The following is a 17,846-nucleotide window of genomic DNA, read 5'->3' as shown; positions in this document are numbered from 1 at the left end:
CACGGCCCCTCACACAGGCTCTCACACGGCCCTGCGCAGGACCGACCGGAACGGGCGCCGCTCCGGCTCCGGCGGGGGCGTCGGCTCCTCGGCGGGCGGGGTCGCCAGGACCTCCGCGCGCACCGGGCGCGGGGCCGCGAAGGCCGTCCCCTGCGCGAACGGCACGTCGAGGTCGATCAGGTCCGGGACGTCGGCCTCGTCGGCGACGCCCGTGGCGACGACGCGGATCCCGGCCCGGGCCAGGGCCGGCGCGGTGTCCTCCAGGGCGATGTCCGACAGGCTGTCGCGGCCCGCGCCGGGCCGGAGCAGCATCTCCGCCGGCACCTTGACCTGCCCGATGCCGAGCGCCGCGAGTTCGGCGGCGTCGAAGCGGAGGTCGTCCGGGCGGTCGAGGCTGAACCCGATCCGGCCCTGCAGGGGTGCGAGCAGGCCCCGCTGGCCGGCATCGAGACGGCGCCAGCTCTCCTGCGGCAGCGCGATGGTCAGGCCGGCCAGGGCCGGATCGTCGGCGGCCGTGCGGGCCAGCTCGCGCAGGAGGCCGGGCTCGAACAGCGACAGCGGCGACAGCCCGTAGGTCAGGAGGGTCTCGCTGCCGCGCCGGGCGAGGTGGCGCGCCACGATCGTGGCCCGCTGCAGCATGCGGCGGTCGAGCTCGGTGGTGCGCCCGTAGCGCTCCAGCACCGGCAGGAAAACCTCGGGCTCGGCCGGCGGCGCGCCGGGGCCGCCGATCCGCAGCCGGGCCAGCGCCTCGTAGGCCACCACCTTGCGTTGCGGCAGGGTGACCACCGGCTGCAGGTGGATCTCCAGACCGTCCCCCTCGAAGGCCGCGACGATCGCGCCCTCGTCCGCGGGGGGGATCGCGGGGCGGGGCGGGATCGGCCGCGGCGGGATCGGCCGCGCCGGGACGGACGGGGCCGGGGCGAGCTGAGACCGGGGCGGGACTTGCTCGAGCGGGGCGGCCTGAACCTGCGGAGGCGGTACCGGCGCTGGCTGCGGCGACGGGGCCGCTGCGGCATCCGGAAGGGCTGCGCCGGGCACCGCGGGCAGGGGCCGGGGCGCCTCGGCGGGTGCGATCGCGGGCGCGATCTCCGGCCTCGCCTTGAGGCTCGCGATCTCGGCATCCTGGGCGCTCACGACCGTGGTGAGGTCGCGGACGATCCCGCTGAGGAGCCCGAACTCGACGGTCAGTTCCTCGATCTGGGCGCGCAGGGCGGCCTCGGCGGTCTCGGGCCGCGGCTGGGCCGCCGCGGTGGCGGCCGCCGTCTCGACCTTGAGCAGGCGCCGGGACAGCAGATCGACCTCGCCGGACAGCTTCTCGCAGCGCGCCTTGAGGGTGGCGATACGGGTCAGGGCGAGACCGCCCGCCAGGGCGGCCGCGGCGCCGAGCGTCAGGGCACTCCAGAGCGGCAGGAACACCGCGAGCGGCCCGAGAACGACGAGCCCGAGAAGGCCGACCGTCAGCAGCCCCGCGTACCGGCCGAGGACCGGGACCATCGTCTGAACACCTGCCAGGAACGCGCGCCGGTCGCCGGGGGACATCCCGAGCGATCCCCACCGGGCGCGAACCGAATCGCAGGATCATTGGCCGCCCGCACCCCGCCCGGCAAGGCTCAGGGACCGCGATGGGGCGGCGCCGCCTGTTAATTCCGGGCGGTGTGACGCCCGCGCCCGCTGGAACGTTGCGGATTCATCACGGCGGACCCGATTGCGGGGCGATCCGGGGAGGGTTGCGCGGCTTGCGAATGCGGACGGGATGAAAAAGGATCATAAAGCGTGGCCATGACGCCCGCCCCCCCGCGTACTCCCCGATTTCGCGCCGTTCTCGGCGCCGGCGCGCTCCTCGCGACCCTCGGCACGACGGCGCCGCGGGCCGCGGATCTCGGCGCGGATCTTCCGCGCACCACGCCGACCTTCGCGATGGTCGATCCCAACACTTGGATCGTCACGCTGAGCGGCTCGATCCAGGCCGTGCCGCGCTATCCGGGCGCGAGCGACTACACGGCCGTCGGTTACCCGTCGATCGACATCCGCCGGGTCGGCGAGCCGCGCCGCTTCTCGACGCCGGATGACGGGTTCAGTTTCTCGCTCTTCGACACCGAGTCGTTCCGCATCGGCCCGACCGCGCGCTTCGTGCCGGGGCGCTACTACGGCGACGACCGGCGCCACCTGTACGGTTTCCGCGACGCCCGCTTCGCCGTGGAGCCCGGCGTGTTCGCGGAGTTCTACCCGGTCTCGTTCATCCGGACCCGCGTCGAGCTGCGCCAGGGCGTCTACGGGCACCACGGAACGGTCGGCTCGGTGGCGGCCGACTACCTGATCCCGGCGGAGAAGTTCCTGTTCTCCATCGGGCCGCGCCTCAATGTCGGCGATGCCAGCTACGCCCGGAAGTACTTCGGCGTCTCGCCGATCGAGGCGGCGCTGAACGGGCGCGTCACCCCCTACGATCCGCGCAGCTTCTACTCGGCCGGCGTGCTCGGCGGCGTGACCTACACGCAGAGCGAGACCTGGGCCTACACGGCCTATGCCGGCTACACCCGGATCCTGGGCGCCTCCGGCAACAGCCCGCTGGTGCGGCGCCCGTTCGGCAACCCCAACCAGTATCAGTTCGGCCTGCGCATCGATTACGCCTTCCGCATGCCGGCGCTGTTCTGAGCCGACACCCGGCTTGCGCCCGCCCCGCCGGGCCCCGACATCCCCGGGAAGCGGTTATGGAGGCCCCGATGGACGAGACGCGCGCCGACCTGCTGATGCGGGTCGAGGGCATGACCTGCGACGGCTGCGCCGCCGCGGTGACCCGCACGGTGAAGCGGATCGATCCCGCGGCCGACGTGCAGGTCGACCGGGACGCCGCGCGCGTGGCGATCCGCACCGACGCGCAGGCGCTGACCATCGCCGAGGCCCTGACCAAGGCCGGCTACACCGCGACGGCCATGACCGGCTGAGCCGGCTCGGCGTCCCGCGTTCGCGGGCCGCGGGAGGCACCGCGCGGCCGTCCGCGCGCGCGGTGCGGTCATCCGGGCCGGCGCGACGCTCGGCCGGGAAGCCTGGCCCGAGACGATGCGCCCCCGGGAACCGCCCTCAGGAGCGGCTCAGGAACATCCCGGTCAGGAGCAGGGCGAAGCCCGCGAGGCCGAACAGGCCTTCCTTGCGCCGGGTGCGGTCGAGGAAATGGGCGGCGGCGCCGGCCGCGCAACAGGCGGCGCCCAGGCCGATTGTCAGCGACGACATCTCGAGTCTCCTCCTCGCGCGTCGCTCGGCGGCGCGGCGAAAACGGTCCCTCTCGTGGGCCTGCCGGACGGCGTTGTCCGCACAGGATCGCGTCACGGCGCAAGATTTGCACGGCCCGGAGAGACTGGCAAGACGCGACGCCCAAGTCCTCGCGGGTTCCGCGACAGCAACGCGCGCGGGAACGACAGATCTTCGCGCGACGGGCATTCTGAATACCGCATTCAGAGGATCCGCCGGCGCCGGCGGAGGGGGCGTCGTTGCGGCGGGCGGGACGCGTTGACCGGCGCGCCTTCGCGCGCTTAGACCTCCCGGCAGATCCGCCGGTCCCGCGCCCACCCGCCGTGCACGGTCCGGGGCGCTCCTCGCACCCGCGGCGGGATGTCCGCGAAAGGCTGCTCGGTACCCGATGCTCACCCCCTCCTCCGCCCGGTTCGACGTCGCGGTCGTCGGCGGCGGCCATGCCGGCGTCGAGGCCGCCGCCGCCGCGGCGCGCTGCGGCGCGCGCACCGCGCTGGTCACCCACGATCCGGCGACGATCGGGGCGATGTCCTGCAACCCGGCGATCGGCGGCCTCGGCAAGGGCCACCTCGTCCGCGAGGTCGATGCCCTGGACGGGCTGATGGGTCGGGTCGCCGACGCGGCCGGCATCCAGTTCCGCCTGCTCAACCGCCGCAAGGGACCCGCGGTGCGCGGCCCCCGGACCCAGGCCGACCGCAAGCTCTACGCGGCCGCCATGCAGGCGGCCGTGGCCGGGACCGAGGGGCTGACGGTCATCGCCGGCGCCTGCGAGGACCTGGCCTTCGACGCCGAGGGCCGCCTCCGCGGCCTCGTCCTAGCCGACGGCCGGACCCTCGCCTGCGGCGCGGTTGTGCTGACCACCGGCACGTTCCTGCGCGGCCTGATCCATATCGGTGAGCGGCAGATCCCGGCGGGCCGCGTCGGCGAGGCGCCGGCGGTCGGTCTGGCGCGGACCCTCGAGCGGCTCGGCCTGCGCCTCGGGCGCCTGAAGACCGGCACGCCCCCGCGCCTCGACGGGCGGACCATCGACTGGTCCGGCCTGGAGATGCAGGAGGCCGACGCCGAGCCGGTGCCGTTCTCGACGCTGACCGAGCGGATCACGACGCCGCAGATCCGCTGCGGCATCACCCGGACGAGCCGGGCGGTCCACGACCTGATCCGCGCCAACCTGCACCGCTCGCCGATGTATTCCGGCGGCATCGCCAGCCGGGGCCCGCGCTACTGCCCGTCGATCGAGGACAAGGTCGTGCGCTTCGGCGACCGGGAGGGGCACCAGATCTTCCTGGAGCCCGAAGGTCTCGACGACCCGACGATCTACCCGAACGGCATCTCCACGGCGCTGCCCGAAGAGGTGCAGCACGACCTCGTCCGCCTGATCCCCGGGCTGGAGCGGGCCGCGATCCTGAGGCCGGGCTACGCCATCGAGTACGATTACGTGGACCCCCGGGAACTCGACGTCGGCCTCCAGGTGAAGAGCCTGCCGGGCCTGTTCCTGGCGGGCCAGATCAACGGCACGACGGGCTACGAGGAGGCCGCCGGCCAGGGGCTGGTGGCCGGCCTCAACGCCGCCCGGCACGCGGGCGGCCTCGGCATCGCGGGCTTCGACCGGGCCGAGTCGTATCTCGGCGTGATGATCGACGACCTCGTGACCCAGGGAGTCAGCGAGCCGTACCGGATGTTCACCTCGCGCTCGGAGTACCGGCTGTCCCTGCGGGTCGACAACGCCGACGCCCGGCTGACGCCGTGCGGGATCGCGCTGGGCTGCGTCGGAGGACACAGGGCGGCCCATTTCGCGGCCGGGCAGGCGGCGCTCGACGCGGCGCGCGCCCGCCTCGACGCGGTGAGCCTGACGCCGAGCCAGGCCGCGGCCCACGGGATTGTCCTGAACCGCGACGGCATCCGCCGCACCGGCTTCCAGCTCCTCGCCTACCCTGAGATCGGCTGGTCCGACCTGGCGGCGGTGTGGCCGGACCTCGCCGAGGTCGCCCCGCGGATCGCCGACCGGATGAAGACCGACGCGACCTACGCGGTCTATCTCGACCGGCAGGACGCCGACATCGCGGCCTTCCGCCGGGACGAGGCCGTGCGCCTGCCGGCGGGGCTGGACTACGCGGCGATCAGCGGCCTCTCGAACGAGATGCGGGTGAAGCTCGAGACCGTCCGCCCTGGGACCCTCGGACAGGCGGCGCGGATCGAGGGCGTGACGCCGGCCGCCCTCACCCTGCTGGCCGCCCACGCGCGGCGCGGCGCGCGCGCGGCGTCGGCCCCCGCGGACCGGCTCCCGGCATGAGCGATCCGGATCGCGCCCGTATCCTGGCGGCGGCCGGTGTTTCACGTGAAACAGCGGAGCGGCTCGACCTCTACGTGGCGCAGCTGCGGCGCTGGCAACCGATCAAGAACCTCGTCGGTCCCGCGACGCTGGCCGAGGTCTGGAGCCGCCACATCGACGACGCGCTGCAACTCCTCGACCTCGCGCCGGAGGCCCGCACGTGGCTCGATCTCGGTTCCGGCGCGGGGATACCGGGCCTGATCCTGGCCATCGCCGGACGGGAGCGCGGCGTCCGGGTCGATCTCGTCGAGAGCAACGCGCGCAAGTGCGCGTTCCTCACCGAGACCGCCCGGCTCACCGGGGCGCCGGCCCGGGTGCGCAACGCCCGCATCGAGGCGGTGATCGGCGAGTACGTCGGGACCGACGTGGTCTGCGCCCGCGCCCTCGCCCCGATGGCGCAGCTCCTCGCCTGGACGGAGCCTCTGTTGAAAACGGGCACCACCGGCCTGTTTCCGAAGGGGCGGGACGTACAAGCCGAATTGACCCAGGCCGGCGCGCAGTGGAGAGTCGTTAACGACCTCGTGCCGAGCCGGACCGATTCCGAAGCCCGGATCGTGCGCGTCACTGCCCTCGCCGCCCCGAGCCACCGATGAGCGAAGCGATCCTCGGCGACCCCGCCGACAGGTCCATGGATTCATCCATGCGACGCCCCCTGCGCGTTCTGGCGCTCGCCAACCAGAAGGGCGGCGTCGGCAAGACCACGACGGCGATCAACCTCGGCACCGCCCTGGCGGCGATCGGCGAGGACGTGCTGGTCGTCGATCTCGACCCGCAGGGCAACGCCTCCACGGGTCTCGGGATCGACCGCGCCAAGCGCCGGGTCTCGACCTACGAGGTCATGGCCGGCGAGGCCTCGCTGGCGCAGGCGGTGGTCCCCACCGCCGTGCCGCGGCTGTCGCTGGCGCCGTCGACCATGGACCTCCTCGGCCTGGAGCTGGAGCTGGCCACCCTCCCCGACCGGGCGCACCGGCTGCGCGGCGTGCTGAAGAGCCTGACCCAGGCGCCGAGCCTCAGCCGGATCAGCTACGTGCTGATCGACTGCCCGCCCTCGCTCAACCTGCTGACCATCAACGCGCTGGCGGCCGCCGACGCGGTGCTGGTGCCGCTGCAGTGCGAGTTCTTCGCCCTGGAGGGCCTCAGCCAGCTGCTGCGCACCGTCGAGCAGGTCCGCGGCGCCCTGAACCCGAAGCTGACGATCCAGGGCATCGTGCTGACGATGTTCGACCCGCGCAACAACCTCTCCGCCCAGGTCGTGGCGGACGTGCGCGGCTTCATGGGCGACAAGGTCTACGAGACCGTGATCCCCCGCAACGTCCGGATCTCCGAGGCGCCCTCGCACGGGAAGCCGGCGCTGCTGTACGACCTGAAATGCGCCGGCAGTCAGGCCTACCTGCGCCTCGCCTCGGAGGTGATCCAGCGCGAGGGCCGGGTTCCGGCCGCGGCCTGACAGGTTTGAGTCCCCCTCCCGGTTCGAGGGGCGAGTGTGGAGCGTGACACGGGTGGCGATCATGGCGGAGGAGGGGGCGAAGCCTCGACTGGGGCGCGGGCTCGCGGCGCTGATCGGTGACTTCAACGAGGCCGGGAAAGCCTCGGCCAAGGCCGAGGAGCAGCGCCGGGTTCCGATCGAGTTCCTGCGCGCCAACCCGCGCAACCCGCGCCGGAGCTTCGCCGAGACGGAGCTGTCCGAGCTGGCGGCCTCGATCGGCCAGCGGGGCATCATCCAGCCGATCGTGGTCCGCCCGATCGGCGACGTGCCCGGGACCTTCGAGATCGTGGCCGGCGAGCGGCGCTGGCGGGCCGCCCAGCGCGCCGGCCTCGACGAGGTGCCGGTGGTGGTGGTCGAGATCGACGACCGCGGCTCCCTGGAATTCGCCATCCTGGAGAACGTCCAGCGCACCGACCTCAACGCGATCGAGGAGGCGTCCGGCTACGAGCGCCTGATGAAGGATTTCTCGTACACACAGAAGGAGCTGGCCGAGATCCTCGGCAAGAGCCGCAGCCATCTCGCCAACACGCTCCGGCTGCTCAACCTGCCGCTGTCCGTGCAGGAGCGGGTCACCGCGGGCGAGCTGACCGCCGGCCACGCGCGCGCGTTGCTGGCCGTGCGCGATCCGGAGGCGACGGCGCGGCGCGTCGTGGCCGAGAGCCTGTCGGTCCGGGACGTGGAGGCGATCGCCTCCGCGGAGGCCGCTCCGGCCGAGACGCCGCGCCCCGGGCGCCCGCGCCTCTCGGCCGAGCGTCCCGCGACGGTGCGCGACCTGGAACTGCGGATCCACCGGGCCCTCGGCGTCCCGGTCTCCTACAAGCCCAAGGACGCCGATTCGGGCGAGATCCGCATCCGCTACGAGACCCAGGACGAGCTGCAGGCGCTGCTCAACCGGTTCAAGGTCTCGGACGCCTGAGGAACCGTCCCGGCCAGCCCGGGGGCCCGGGCTGAGCGAGCCCGGCGAAGACCCGGCGCGGGGCCGGCGCGGGCCCGGTCAGCAGGCTGCGGCGCGCGGTGGTAGAGGGCGTGGTGTCTCGCTCAGGTCAGGCGGTCCGGGCCGGGCGATGGAGCACCGACATCGCGCGTCAGTGTCCGCGTCGGGTCGTGTCGCAGCCGTCTCGCATGCGGGCCTCTCCGGCCGAGACTGTCGCGCGGTACCCCCCTCTCCGGTGCGGGAAAGGCAATCCGCGCCGCCGACGGCGCGGCCTCAGCGCCGCCGCCGCGCGCCCGCCTCGGCGACCCGCAGGAGGGCCGCCGAGGCCAGCGCGTGGGCCAGGTCGGGCTCGGCCCGCCGGCAGGCGAGGACGGCCTCCTGCAGGGCCGCCACGGCCTGCCGGAGGGTCCCGGGCGGCCACGCACCGAGCTGGCCCTCGATGCTGGCCCTGCGCTTGAAATGCAGGCCCCGCCACGTCGCGACCATCATGGCGGGCGTCTTGTCGGGATTGTCGAGGCGGGTGGTGAGCAGCGTCAGGGCATGCCGCAGCGCCGAGCTCAGCACCACCCCCGGGTCGAGACCCTCGTGCCGGAAGCGGCGGTAGTCGCGCTCCACCGCGTCGCGGCGGCCGTCGAAGGCGGCGTCGATCAGGGTGTTGAGCACGCTCGCCGCGACGTCGCTGGTGACGGCCTCCACGTGCTCGAGGGTCACGGTCCTGTCCCCCTCCCCCGCGGCGTAGAGGGCGAGCTTCTCGATCTCCATCAGGCTCGCCCGGCGGTCGCCGCCGAGGCTGCGGGCCAGGACCTCCCGGGCGGCGCGGTCGATGCGCAGGCCGCGCTCCTGGAGGGTGCGCTCGATCAGGTCCGAGAGGGTCCGCTCGTCGTCGGCGTAGCAGGGAATCGCGAGCGCCTTCGGCGAGCGCTCGCAGAGGGTGCGGAGCGGGTTGTTCTTGGCGAGGTCACCGGCCTCCACCACGATGCGGGCGTCGGCGACCGCCGCGCCCAGCACGGCCTCGACGGCCGGCGCGTAGTTGCGGGTGCCGGGCCGGACCCAGATCGACCGGCGGCCGCCGAACAGGCCCATCGTCCCGGCCTCGTCGCACAGCCGGCCCGGATCGGAGGCGAGGGCGTCGCCGTCGATCCGCACCAGCGCGAACGGGTCGGCCGGGTCCTCGACGAAATCCTCCGCGAGCTTCCGGGCCCGCTCGGTCACCAGACCGGTATCCGGCCCGAAGACCAGGATGACGGGGATGCGCGGATCGGGCCCGCGCCGGATCAGCCCCTCGATCTCGCCGGCCTTGACCGCCGTCACGTCGGGTTACGGCTTCGTCGAGAGGACGGCGGCGAGGCGGCTCTTGATCTGGTCGGACAGCACGCTGGCCAGACGGATCTCGGCGTCCCGCGCCGCCCGCTGGCTGGCGAAGCGCTGCACCGAGCGGTCGTAGGTCGCGGTCGAGGTGGCGACGCCCTCGGTGTAGACCTTGGTGCCGCCCATATCCTCCAGGCTGTACTTGATGTTGGCCACCAGGGTGCCGGCCTCGGCGCGGCCGGTGGTGGAGGAGACGATCGGGGTCTGCACGATCTCGGAGCCCGAGAGCTTCAGCCGGTAGCGCTTGGTCGCCGGGTGGCCGGACCCGTCGAGGTCGAAGACCAGCTCGCTGCGCAGGTAGTGGCCGAGGCGCTCCTGGCCCTGAGCCATCGCGACGTCGTCGACCTGGACCGAGGCGAGCAGGGCCTGGACGGATTCCCCCGAGGCGGTCGGCCCATAGAGCGGCCGGAAGCAGGCCGAGAGGCTCAGCGCCAGGCCGGTCGCGCAGGCGAGGCGGGCGATCCGCCCCGCGATGGAAACTCCCGAACCCACCATCCGCCGTCGTTCCGCCCCTGCCTGTCGGATCGTTCTAGCGCGGACACGGCGTTCCGCGCCACGACGCTACGGGGCAAACGTTACGATTCCTCTGCGGCAAGAGCGTGGTCGCCCGGTTTCCGAATGTGAGGCCGCGGCCGTCCGGAGAGCCCGGGATCACCGGGCCGCCTAGGCGATCGCCGCGAGGTAGGCCGAGACCGTCACGACGGCCAGCACGGTCGAGACCAGCACCACGGTGGCGGTCAGGTCGGCCTCGCGCCGGTAGAACTCCGCCAGCATGAACGGCCCGGTGCCGGTGGGGAGGGCGGCCATGAGCACCGCGGTGTGCAGCAGGAGCGGGGGCAGGTCGAACAGGTAGCGGCCGAGGCCGTAGGCCAGGAGCGGGTGGAGCACCAGCTTCAGGCCGACGAGCAGCGCGGCGGTGCGCCCCTGCCCGCCCCCGGTCTGTCGGGGCTGGGCCAGGAACAGGCCGAGCGCCACCAGGGCGCAGGGCGCCGCCGCGCCGCCGAGGAGCTTCAGGAACGTGGCCACCGCGTCCGGCACGGCGAGGCCGGCGCTCGGCACCAGCGCGCCCAGCGCCGGTGCCACCAGCAGCGGGTTGCGCACCAGCGAGCGGCCGACCGTCCACCACACGGGCCGGCGCGCCCCGCCGCCCCTCCCCCACGCGGCCGCCTCGCGCCGCAGACCGGTCTCGATGAGCACGATCGCCACCGCGAAGACCCCGCAGACCGTGAGGATCGCCGCCACCGTGGTGGGCGCGAGCGCCTCCGGCCCGAAGGCCACGAGCGCCAGCGGGAAGCCCATGAAGCCGGTATTGGCGTAGCCGGCGTTGAGCCCGTCGACCGCGGCGTCGGCCAGCGGCCGCCCCGCCCCGCCGCGGATCAGCACGGCGAGGGCGAAGATCGCGAGGCTGCTGAGTCCGAAGGCGCCGATGAAGCCGGGCTTCCAGATGGTGCTCCAGTGGGCGTGCGCCGTCACGTCGAACAGCAGCGCCGGCAGGGCCAGGAAGACCACGAACCGGTTGAGTTCGGTGGTGGCGGCAGCCCCGAGCACGCCGACGCGCCGGGCCAGCCAGCCGGCGAAGATCAGCGCGAAGATCGGCAGCACGACCAGCAGGGTCGAGAGCATGGCGGGTCCGGGTCGGAGGACGATGCTCCGGCCTTAGGACGGTTTCCGATCCCGGCTCCAGTGCCGGGGGCGGGGAGCTGCCATGCCGCGCCCCTCGCTCCCGGACATTACCAGCGGTAGATCAGGCTGCCGATGACCGTCGCGGGCGCGCCGCGGTAGCAGAACCCGGCCTGGCAGGTCGTGTAGCTGCGGTCGAAGATGTTGGACGCGTTGATCTGCGCGCGGAAGCCCCTGTACTTCGGGTCGAGGGCCGCGAAATCGTAGGCGACCAGCGCGTCGAACAGGGTCACGGTCGGGTTGCGGACGGTGTTCTCGTCGTCGGCGAAGCTCGTCCCGGCGTAGCGGATGCCGCCGCCCAGTTGCAGGCCGGCCAGCGGCGAGCCGGGCGCGAACTGATAGGTCCCGAAGGCGGTGAAGCTGTCGCCCGGGATCCCCGAGAGGGCGTTGCCGTCGATCGGCCGTCCGGTGACCAGGGAGGTCTGGCGCAGATAGCGAAGGTTGAGGTGGGTGTAGGACAGCGTCAGGTTGGTTCCCGGCGCGAAGTTCGCCGTCAGCTCGGCCTCGAACCCTCTCGACTCGACCGACCCGGTCGCGACCTGATTGGCGATGTTGTTGGGATCCTGCCGCAGGAGCGACGATTGCACGATGTCGAACCCTGAGAACGACGTCGTGATGTTGGTGTTCGGGATGGCCGCCTTCACGCCGGCCTCGATCTGGTCGCCGGTCGCGGCCTTGAACGGGTTCCCGTTCACGTCGACGCCGACCTGCGGCGTGAAGGTCGTGGCGTAGCTGGCGTAGGGCACCAGGAACTCGGTGAGCAGGTAATTCAGGCCGATGCGGCCCGAGAAGGCCCGATCGGTCTGGTCGGCGACCGTGCCGGCCGTCCGGTCGCTCGTGTTCTGGAAGACCCAGTCGTGCCGGCCGGTGAGGGTCAGCACGAAGCGCCCGAGCTTGGCCTGATCCTGCAAGTAGGCGCCGATCTGATCCTGCGCCTGGCTCTGGAAGTTCGTGTAGCGCGGCCGGGCGATGACCTGCTGCCCGTAGTTCAAGGTCAGGAGGTTGAGGTCCGGCGCGGCCCCGAAACCGAAGGCGCGCGTGTAGTCGTAATGGGCGTAATCGACCCCGCCGATCAGGGTGTGCTGGATCGGACCGGTGGTGAAGCGGCCCTCGAGCTGGTTGTCGAGGGAGATCTGGCCCAGCGTGTCCAGGTAGGCGCCGGTCGTCCGCGCGCCCAGGGTCCGGGCCGGGTTCAGCCCCGTGATCGAGGTGTAATCGTAATCCGCGCGAACGTCATAGTAGCGAAAGTTCTGACGGAAGATCAGATCCGGCGAGAACCTGTGCTCGAAGGCGTAGCCGACGCGATACTGCTGCTGCTTGTACTGGTTGAGCGCCGGATCGCCGGAGTAGAAATTGGTCACCCGGAAGCCCGGATCGTTGTAGAAGAAGGACGTTCCCGGCAGGCGCGACTCGAAATACTCGCTGAGGAAGGTGAAGCTGGTGTCGGAATCCGGGCGCCACGTGAAGGACGGGGCGATGAAGGTGCGGTCGTCGTCTCCGCCGGGCAGGTAGGTGTTGGACTGGCGCTTCACGCCGGTCACGCGGTAGGCCATCGTCCCGTCGGTGCCCGCCACCGGGCCGCCGATGTCGAAATTGCCCTGGAAGCGGTCGTAGTTGCCGGCCTGAAACTGCACCTCTCCGAAGGGTACGAAGACCGGGCGCTTCGAGGTCGAGTCGACGATGCCGCCGGGCGAGCCGAGACCGTAGAGGCCCGAGGCCGGCCCCCTCAGGATGGTGACCGCGTCCAGCCCGTAGGGCTCGCTGCGCGGGATCGTCAGGCCCACGGCATTGAGGCGCAGGCCGTCGCGGAAGATGCCGTTGTAGGTCGCGCTGAAGCCGCGGATGTAGAAGGCATCGTAGCGGGGATCGAAGCCGAACACGCTGCTCGACACGCCCGGCGTGTAGGCGATCGCCTGGGCCAGATCCTGCACGTTGCGGTCGTTGAGCTGCTCGCGGGTGACCACGGAGACCGATTGCGGGGTCTCGAGCAGGGGCGTGTTGGTCTTGGTCGCCGCGGGGCTCACGCGCGCCACGTAGCCGGTGACGCCGGAGGGCCCGCCGCCGCCGCCGCTGGTGGCCGCGCCGCCGCCGTCGCCGCGGCTGACATTGCCGCCGCCGCCGACGCCCGTCGGGGCCGCGGCGGCCGGGCGGGCGGCCTCCACGGAGATCTCGTCGAGCTGGACGGCGGCGCCCTGCGCGGCGGCCGCCGGGACCAGGGCGACGGTGGTCAGCGCGGTGGTGGCGAGGAGCAGACCGGACGGAGCGGAACGAAACGACATCGGGGACCCACGAACGCGCCTCTACACGGCGCCCGGGGCTCCCGTACCATCGATCACGGCCGCTCGATCAAGCCGAAAACGTGTTGTAAATCACACACTTGGAAGCGTTCAAATCTACAATCGTTCGCGCCTAGAACTCGAGCGGGGGCTCCCGCAGGGCGGTCGCCTCCCGGGTGCAGGCGGCCTGATCGGGAACCGTCCCGGGGCTGGCGAGGGAGCCGCGAAGCTCGGCGCGGGCCTTGTCGAGATCGGCGCGGAAGGCCGCGTCGCCCATCAGGGCGGCGAAGACCGCGGTGCCGGTCAGGCGTCCCGCGGCCACGTCGCTGAGCCAGTGCACGCCGCACACGATCCGGCTCTCGCCGTAGGCCCGGCCGCGGGCCAGGATCGGGGTCGCCTTCTCGGGCACCAGGGACGCGAGGATCAGCGCGTAGGCCCAGCCCTGCGTGGCGTGGCCCGACGGGTAGCTGAAGCTGTCGGCCAGGGCCTGGCTGCGCTGCACGCAGATCGGCGCCTCGTTGCCAACGAACGGGCGGAGGCGCCGGTAATGGACCTTGGGTCCGCGCGTCGCACGGGCGAGATCCAGGCGGGCGCGCTCCAGGAGGTTGATCACCGCCGGCACCCGCGCCTGATCGATCCGGGTGCCGAGCACGCAGGCGAAGTTCTCCAGGACGGCGGCGGCGCCCTCGGACACGTCGTTGGCGGCCAGCTCCCAGCGCGGCGACCCCTTGAGGGCGCGGGTGCTGTTGAAGGCCGCCCGGTCGGCCTTGTCGAGGGGCGCGTCGTGGGCCGGCGGGGAGGGCAGGAACTGGACGGCGTCCGGCACCGCCCCGTCGGCCAGATAGGGCTTCACGGCCGGCTTGCCGGGCTTCAGCGTGTCGGCACCGAGGGACGGGGCCGCCGGTGTTGCCGGGGGGGCCGAGGGGGCCGGGCGGGGGGAATCCTCGGCGCGGGCCGCGACGGCCAGGAGGAGGGCGAGGGCGGCCGGGGCGAGGAGGGGCAGGGACGGCGTGCGCAGCATCGGATCCGGGACTCTCTCGGATGGAATCTGCGGGGCGCGCCCGCTGCCGGAGGAACGGCTCAGCCGGCCCGTTCAGTCCCTGCACAGGCGGCCCGATCTGTCCAGCGTGCGGCGGCCGAGGCGCCTTATGAACCGCTGCATGTTGTAGGTGCGCATTCCGATCGGCGCGCGGTGCGAAGCGTCGTCAGAGCATGGCGATGCCCGGGGAAACGCACGTCGACAACCTCCGATGCAAGCCCGAGGCAAGTTTGCTCGGCAACACTGACCGGTAGATGTTCTATCGCGGGCAGCGCAAAGCGGCACTCTGATGATTGACACCCAGAAGGAGGATCATCGCCGCGAAGAACTTGGATACCTCTACGTCATCACGGCGCATGAATTCAATCATGTCGCGAGATCGACGCCGATAGACAGGAGGTTTTTCGACAGAGACCTCCCCGCGAAATTCTATTTCGTCGATAAAACCGGCGCGCCACGCGACTTTCGGAGCGCGTACATCGAGGAACGCATCCTCAATCCCAGCATCATTGACGCCGGGAGCAGATTTATCGCGGAATGGTCGTTCCTTCTCACCGAATTCGAGAAGCCTTTCGCGCAGTATCCGTTCTTCGTCGTGTCGTCACGGTTCTTCGAGAAGAATCTGTCCCTACCCCTAGAGCTTCAGACGTTGCTGGCGTTCGCCTTCCCGTGCCTGAAGTGTTACGGATGGGGATACCTACCTTCGTACGATCGAAAGGCCAATTTCCAAGATCTCCAATTCTACAAGAAAGTTGGCTATCTCGGCATCAAGGATGAGGGAATCGCTTTTCTCGACGGGCTGTACGGCGTGCGCTTCGTCGATCAGTACCGCATGATTTCCGACTTTTTCTGCAACTATATCGGATTCCAATCGCGGGAACATCTGATCGAGTACGTCAAATTCTATCTCCCATTGATACGAAGATTTTTTGACGCAGACTGGAACATCGTTCGACAGCCCGAACTCTACGTGCGCAGAACAGGGACGTATCGGAACGAGAAGCCATTCACCTTCCTTCTGGAAATGGCGTCCCATCTGTTCTTCTACAAGAATAACCTGAGGTTTTGTGGCGTCAGCTACGACGGCATTCACGAAGTCGACGAGCGCGAAACGATCATGAGGCCGATCATAACGTGGGATCAGGCGGGATGACCGGCTAGAACCTTTCCGGGAGCCCTCGAACGGATTCAGCCTTCCCGGATCGCGGCGGCCACGGCGTCCGGATGCTCCTCGTGCGGGCTCAGGGCGCCGGGGATCGCGGCGCCGGTCACGCGGCCGCCGGCGACGAGGGCGTCCATCTCGGCGCCCGAGCGCCGCGGGGCGCCCGCGGGGCGCAGCACCAGGGTCGGCGGCAGGCCGTCGCCGAACAGGGCCAGGAAGGCGTCGCGGCTGCCCACCGGGTCGAGGCCGCCGGTGACGAAGGCGGCGGTGCCGAAGCGGCCGTTGCGCTGGCGGGTGATGGCGTGCTTGTCGCGGATCACCGCCGGGGTGACCCGGGCCGCGTCGGCGTAGACGTGGGCGCGCATCATCCGGCCGATGATCGGCGGGCTGATGTTGATCCGGTAGAGCGCCTCGCCGAGGAGCGGGGCCTCCACGGCCCGGCGGATGCGCGGGAACCAGTGCGCCCGCCCCGGCATCGCGGTGGGCAGCGGTCCCCGCCAGGTCGGGGCCACCAGGACCAGCCGCCCGAAGGCCCCCGGGTGGCGCCGCGCCGCCGCCACGAGGTAGCCGGCGGCGTGGCCGGCCGCGACGCCGAGGGCGTAGGGGCCGGGCGCGGCCGCCAGCAGGGCGTCCAGGAAGGCGTGGAAGGTCGCCGGGGCGAGGGGGACGCGCGCCCGCGGCCGGGCGCCGAAGCCCGGCCAGTCGGGGACGAGGCAGCGGTACTGCGTGCCGAGGCGGCCGGCGAGGCCGCGCATCTCGGCCCGCGCCGAGATGGTCGACAGGGCCGGGAGCAGGAGCGCGTCCGGCCCCGCCCCGATCCGGTCGCAGGGGGTCGGCACCGTCCGGCCCGCCACCGTCAGGGTCAGCTCGGACGTCTCCATCGCGCTCCCGCCAGGTCCCGGATGAATCAGGTGCGCAGCAGCTCGTTGATGGCGGTCTTGGACCGCGTGCCGGCATCGACGCGCTTGACGATCACCGCGCAGTAGAGGCCCGGGCCCGGCGTGCCGTCCGGAAGCGCCTTGCCGGGCATCGTGCCCGAGACGACCACCGAGTAGGGCGGCACCCGGCCGTACATGACCTCGCCGGTGGTCCGGTCGACGATCTTGGTGGAGGCGCCGATATAGACGCCCATGGACAGGACGCTGCCCTGGCCGACGATGACGCCCTCCGCCACCTCGGCGCGGGCGCCGATGAAGCAATCGTCCTCGATGATCACCGGGTTCGCCTGCAGCGGCTCCAGAACGCCCGCGATGCCGGCACCGCCCGAGATGTGGCAGTTCTTCCCCACCTGCGCGCAGGAGCCGATCGTCACCCAGGTGTCGACCATCGTGCCCTCGCCGACATGCGCGCCGAGATTGACGAAGCTCGGCATCAGCACGGCGCCGGGGGCGATGTAGGAGCCCCGGCGGACGAAGCAGCCCGGCACGGCGCGCAGGCCCGCGGCGCGGAACTCGGCCTCGCCCCAGCCGGCGAATTTCGACGCGACCTTGTCCCACCAGGGCGCGCCGCCGGGGCCGCCCTCGATCGTCGCCATGTCGTTGAGGCGGAAGGAGAGCAGCACCGCCTTCTTCAGCCACTGGTTCACCACCCAGTCGTGGTTGCCCGACTTCTCGGCGACGCGGGCCTTGCCCGAATCGAGCAGCTCCAGGGCCGCCTCGACCGCCTCGCGCACCGCGCCCTTGGTGGCGGTCGACACGTTGGCGCGGTCTTCCCAGGCGGCTTCGATGGTCTGGGCGAGATCGGAATGGGCGAGATCGGAATGGGACTTGCCGGCCTGGGACATGGAACGGGTCAGAACTCTTGCGGCGGGAGCCCGTGCTTACAAGCGGCCACCGGAGCTGTCACCTGAGGAGATGCCGTCGATGACCTCGAGCAGTTCGCGCACCTGATCGAGATCGGTCACCAGGCCGGCGAGGTCGTCCGCCAGGGTGTCGTGGACGGCCCGCGCGGCGGCGGGGAACTCCTCCAGCACGCGGCGCATCAGCATCGGGGTGATCCGCATCACCGCGGCGCTCCCCTCGGCCCGGGCCTCGGTCGGGCGCGTCCCGCGTACGAACAGGGCGAGCTGGCCGATCAGGGCCGAGCGCCCGGCCCGCACCGGCTCGGCCGCCGGAACCCGGGGCTCCAGGCGGATTGTGCCCGCCATCACCACGAAGCCGCCATCGGCCGGATCGCCGCGGGCGAAGAGCAGGTCGCCGTCCGCGAGGTCGCGCCGCTCGGCCGCGAAGGTCAGCAGGCGCAGGGCGTCCCGGTCGAGGAAGCCGAACAGCGGCGCGGCCGCGAGGATCGCGATATCGTCGTCGAGCCCCAAGAACGCCTCACCACC

General features: G+C 71.9%; 17 protein-coding genes. 7 read left to right on the top strand and 10 right to left on the bottom strand.

Annotated features, from left to right (window positions below):
• Positions 1-21: 21 nt before the first annotated feature.
• Entirely contained in the window at positions 22-1,539 is a 1,518-nt protein-coding gene (locus BMY19_RS24340) for an EAL domain-containing protein (RefSeq protein ID WP_100253205.1), read from the bottom strand.
• 240 nt (positions 1,540-1,779) lie between these two features.
• Between BMY19_RS24340 and BMY19_RS24335 the strand changes: the two genes are divergently transcribed.
• The gene (locus BMY19_RS24335) at positions 1,780-2,652 is read left to right on the top strand and encodes a MipA/OmpV family protein (RefSeq protein ID WP_244492316.1); all 873 of its coding nucleotides are present in this window, start codon (positions 1,780-1,782) and stop codon (positions 2,650-2,652) included.
• 68 nt (positions 2,653-2,720) lie between these two features.
• Entirely contained in the window at positions 2,721-2,942 is a 222-nt protein-coding gene (locus BMY19_RS24330) for a heavy-metal-associated domain-containing protein (protein WP_026605107.1), read from the top strand.
• A gap of 136 nt (positions 2,943-3,078) precedes the next feature.
• Here the strand turns inward: BMY19_RS24330 and BMY19_RS31030 are convergent, their stop codons facing one another.
• A complete protein-coding gene (locus BMY19_RS31030) occupies positions 3,079-3,228 on the bottom strand; it encodes a hypothetical protein (RefSeq protein WP_020094296.1) in 150 nt (49 codons plus the stop codon).
• 406 nt (positions 3,229-3,634) lie between these two features.
• Between BMY19_RS31030 and mnmG the strand changes: the two genes are divergently transcribed.
• The 4 genes from mnmG (at position 3,635) to BMY19_RS24310 (ending at position 7,977) form a co-directional block, all read left to right on the top strand.
• Positions 3,635-5,536: a tRNA uridine-5-carboxymethylaminomethyl(34) synthesis enzyme MnmG gene (gene mnmG / locus BMY19_RS24325; protein WP_100253204.1), complete on the top strand. Its 1,902-nt coding sequence runs from the start codon at positions 3,635-3,637 to the stop codon at positions 5,534-5,536.
• Positions 5,533-6,168, top strand: a complete 636-nt coding sequence (gene rsmG, locus BMY19_RS24320) for a 16S rRNA (guanine(527)-N(7))-methyltransferase RsmG (protein ID WP_091682698.1) — start codon at positions 5,533-5,535, stop codon at positions 6,166-6,168. The genes mnmG and rsmG overlap by 4 nt, the downstream gene beginning before the upstream one ends.
• Complete coding sequence (locus tag BMY19_RS24315) at positions 6,165-7,022, top strand: ParA family protein (protein ID WP_020094293.1); 858 nt, start codon at positions 6,165-6,167, stop codon at positions 7,020-7,022. The genes rsmG and BMY19_RS24315 overlap by 4 nt, the downstream gene beginning before the upstream one ends.
• 61 nt (positions 7,023-7,083) lie before the next feature.
• A complete protein-coding gene (locus tag BMY19_RS24310) occupies positions 7,084-7,977 on the top strand; it encodes a ParB/RepB/Spo0J family partition protein (RefSeq protein WP_026605106.1) in 894 nt (297 codons plus the stop codon).
• Positions 7,978-8,268: 291 nt separating this feature from the next.
• Here BMY19_RS24310 and holA read toward each other — a convergent pair whose 3' ends face one another.
• The 5 genes from holA to BMY19_RS24285 all read right to left on the bottom strand — a co-directional run bounded on the left by holA (position 8,269) and on the right by BMY19_RS24285 (position 14,340).
• On the bottom strand, positions 8,269-9,306 hold the full coding sequence (gene holA, locus BMY19_RS24305; protein WP_100253203.1) for a DNA polymerase III subunit delta: 1,038 nt from the start codon (positions 9,304-9,306) through the stop codon (positions 8,269-8,271).
• Between the two features lie 6 nt (positions 9,307-9,312).
• Positions 9,313-9,858 (bottom strand): LPS assembly lipoprotein LptE, encoded by a 546-nt coding sequence (gene lptE, locus BMY19_RS24300; RefSeq protein ID WP_056533523.1) that lies wholly within the window; start codon positions 9,856-9,858, stop codon positions 9,313-9,315.
• Positions 9,859-10,026: 168 nt separating this feature from the next.
• Positions 10,027-10,986 carry an AEC family transporter gene (locus BMY19_RS24295; protein ID WP_100253202.1) on the bottom strand — a complete coding sequence of 320 codons (960 nt, stop codon included), beginning with the start codon at positions 10,984-10,986 and terminating at the stop codon, positions 10,027-10,029.
• A gap of 107 nt (positions 10,987-11,093) precedes the next feature.
• Positions 11,094-13,322, bottom strand: coding sequence for a TonB-dependent siderophore receptor (locus BMY19_RS24290; RefSeq protein ID WP_100253201.1), 2,229 nt, complete (start codon positions 13,320-13,322; stop codon positions 11,094-11,096).
• Between the two features lie 130 nt (positions 13,323-13,452).
• Complete coding sequence (locus tag BMY19_RS24285) at positions 13,453-14,340, bottom strand: acid phosphatase (protein WP_100253200.1); 888 nt, start codon at positions 14,338-14,340, stop codon at positions 13,453-13,455.
• A 307-nt stretch (positions 14,341-14,647) separates the two neighbouring features.
• Here BMY19_RS24285 and BMY19_RS24280 point away from each other — a divergent pair, with 307 nt between their 5' ends.
• On the top strand, positions 14,648-15,511 hold the full coding sequence (locus tag BMY19_RS24280) for a hypothetical protein (protein ID WP_100253199.1): 864 nt from the start codon (positions 14,648-14,650) through the stop codon (positions 15,509-15,511).
• Between the two features lie 35 nt (positions 15,512-15,546).
• Here the strand turns inward: BMY19_RS24280 and BMY19_RS24275 are convergent, their stop codons facing one another.
• The 3 genes from BMY19_RS24275 to BMY19_RS24265 are packed head-to-tail and all read right to left on the bottom strand — an operon-like array spanning position 15,547 to position 17,831.
• Positions 15,547-16,401 carry an alpha/beta fold hydrolase gene (locus BMY19_RS24275; protein ID WP_100253198.1) on the bottom strand — a complete coding sequence of 285 codons (855 nt, stop codon included), beginning with the start codon at positions 16,399-16,401 and terminating at the stop codon, positions 15,547-15,549.
• Between the two features lie 26 nt (positions 16,402-16,427).
• Positions 16,428-17,303, bottom strand: a complete 876-nt coding sequence (dapD, locus tag BMY19_RS24270) for a 2,3,4,5-tetrahydropyridine-2,6-dicarboxylate N-succinyltransferase (protein WP_100253197.1) — start codon at positions 17,301-17,303, stop codon at positions 16,428-16,430.
• 36 nt (positions 17,304-17,339) lie between these two features.
• A complete protein-coding gene (locus BMY19_RS24265) occupies positions 17,340-17,831 on the bottom strand; it encodes a cyclic nucleotide-binding domain-containing protein (protein ID WP_091682691.1) in 492 nt (163 codons plus the stop codon).
• Positions 17,832-17,846: the final 15 nt, after the last annotated feature.

The organism is Methylobacterium sp. UNC300MFChir4.1, from assembly GCF_900110155.1.
In the GTDB taxonomy this organism is placed as follows: Bacteria; Pseudomonadota; Alphaproteobacteria; order Rhizobiales; family Beijerinckiaceae; genus Methylobacterium.
The sequence above is the reverse complement of the archived record's forward strand: the minus strand, read 5'-3'. Positions and strand labels throughout refer to the sequence as shown.

Bases quoted from the DNA above. Each gene is read 5' to 3' on its own strand.
- mnmG (WP_100253204.1), top strand. From the start codon at position 3,635: ATGCTCACCCCCTCCTCCGCCCGGTTCGACGTCGCGGTCGTCGGCGGC.
- lptE (WP_056533523.1), bottom strand. From the start codon at position 9,858: ATGGTGGGTTCGGGAGTTTCCATCGCGGGGCGGATCGCCCGCCTCGCC.
- rsmG (WP_091682698.1), top strand. From the start codon at position 5,533: ATGAGCGATCCGGATCGCGCCCGTATCCTGGCGGCGGCCGGTGTTTCA.
- BMY19_RS24280 (WP_100253199.1), top strand. From the start codon at position 14,648: ATGATTGACACCCAGAAGGAGGATCATCGCCGCGAAGAACTTGGATAC.
- BMY19_RS24290 (WP_100253201.1), bottom strand. From the start codon at position 13,322: ATGTCGTTTCGTTCCGCTCCGTCCGGTCTGCTCCTCGCCACCACCGCG.
- BMY19_RS24330 (WP_026605107.1), top strand. From the start codon at position 2,721: ATGGACGAGACGCGCGCCGACCTGCTGATGCGGGTCGAGGGCATGACC.
- BMY19_RS24295 (WP_100253202.1), bottom strand. From the start codon at position 10,986: ATGCTCTCGACCCTGCTGGTCGTGCTGCCGATCTTCGCGCTGATCTTC.
- BMY19_RS24310 (WP_026605106.1), top strand. From the start codon at position 7,084: ATGGCGGAGGAGGGGGCGAAGCCTCGACTGGGGCGCGGGCTCGCGGCG.
- BMY19_RS24315 (WP_020094293.1), top strand. From the start codon at position 6,165: ATGAGCGAAGCGATCCTCGGCGACCCCGCCGACAGGTCCATGGATTCA.
- BMY19_RS31030 (WP_020094296.1), bottom strand. From the start codon at position 3,228: ATGTCGTCGCTGACAATCGGCCTGGGCGCCGCCTGTTGCGCGGCCGGC.
- BMY19_RS24275 (WP_100253198.1), bottom strand. From the start codon at position 16,401: ATGGAGACGTCCGAGCTGACCCTGACGGTGGCGGGCCGGACGGTGCCG.
- dapD (WP_100253197.1), bottom strand. From the start codon at position 17,303: ATGTCCCAGGCCGGCAAGTCCCATTCCGATCTCGCCCATTCCGATCTC.
- BMY19_RS24285 (WP_100253200.1), bottom strand. From the start codon at position 14,340: ATGCTGCGCACGCCGTCCCTGCCCCTCCTCGCCCCGGCCGCCCTCGCC.
- BMY19_RS24340 (WP_100253205.1), bottom strand. From the start codon at position 1,539: ATGTCCCCCGGCGACCGGCGCGCGTTCCTGGCAGGTGTTCAGACGATG.
- BMY19_RS24335 (WP_244492316.1), top strand. From the start codon at position 1,780: ATGACGCCCGCCCCCCCGCGTACTCCCCGATTTCGCGCCGTTCTCGGC.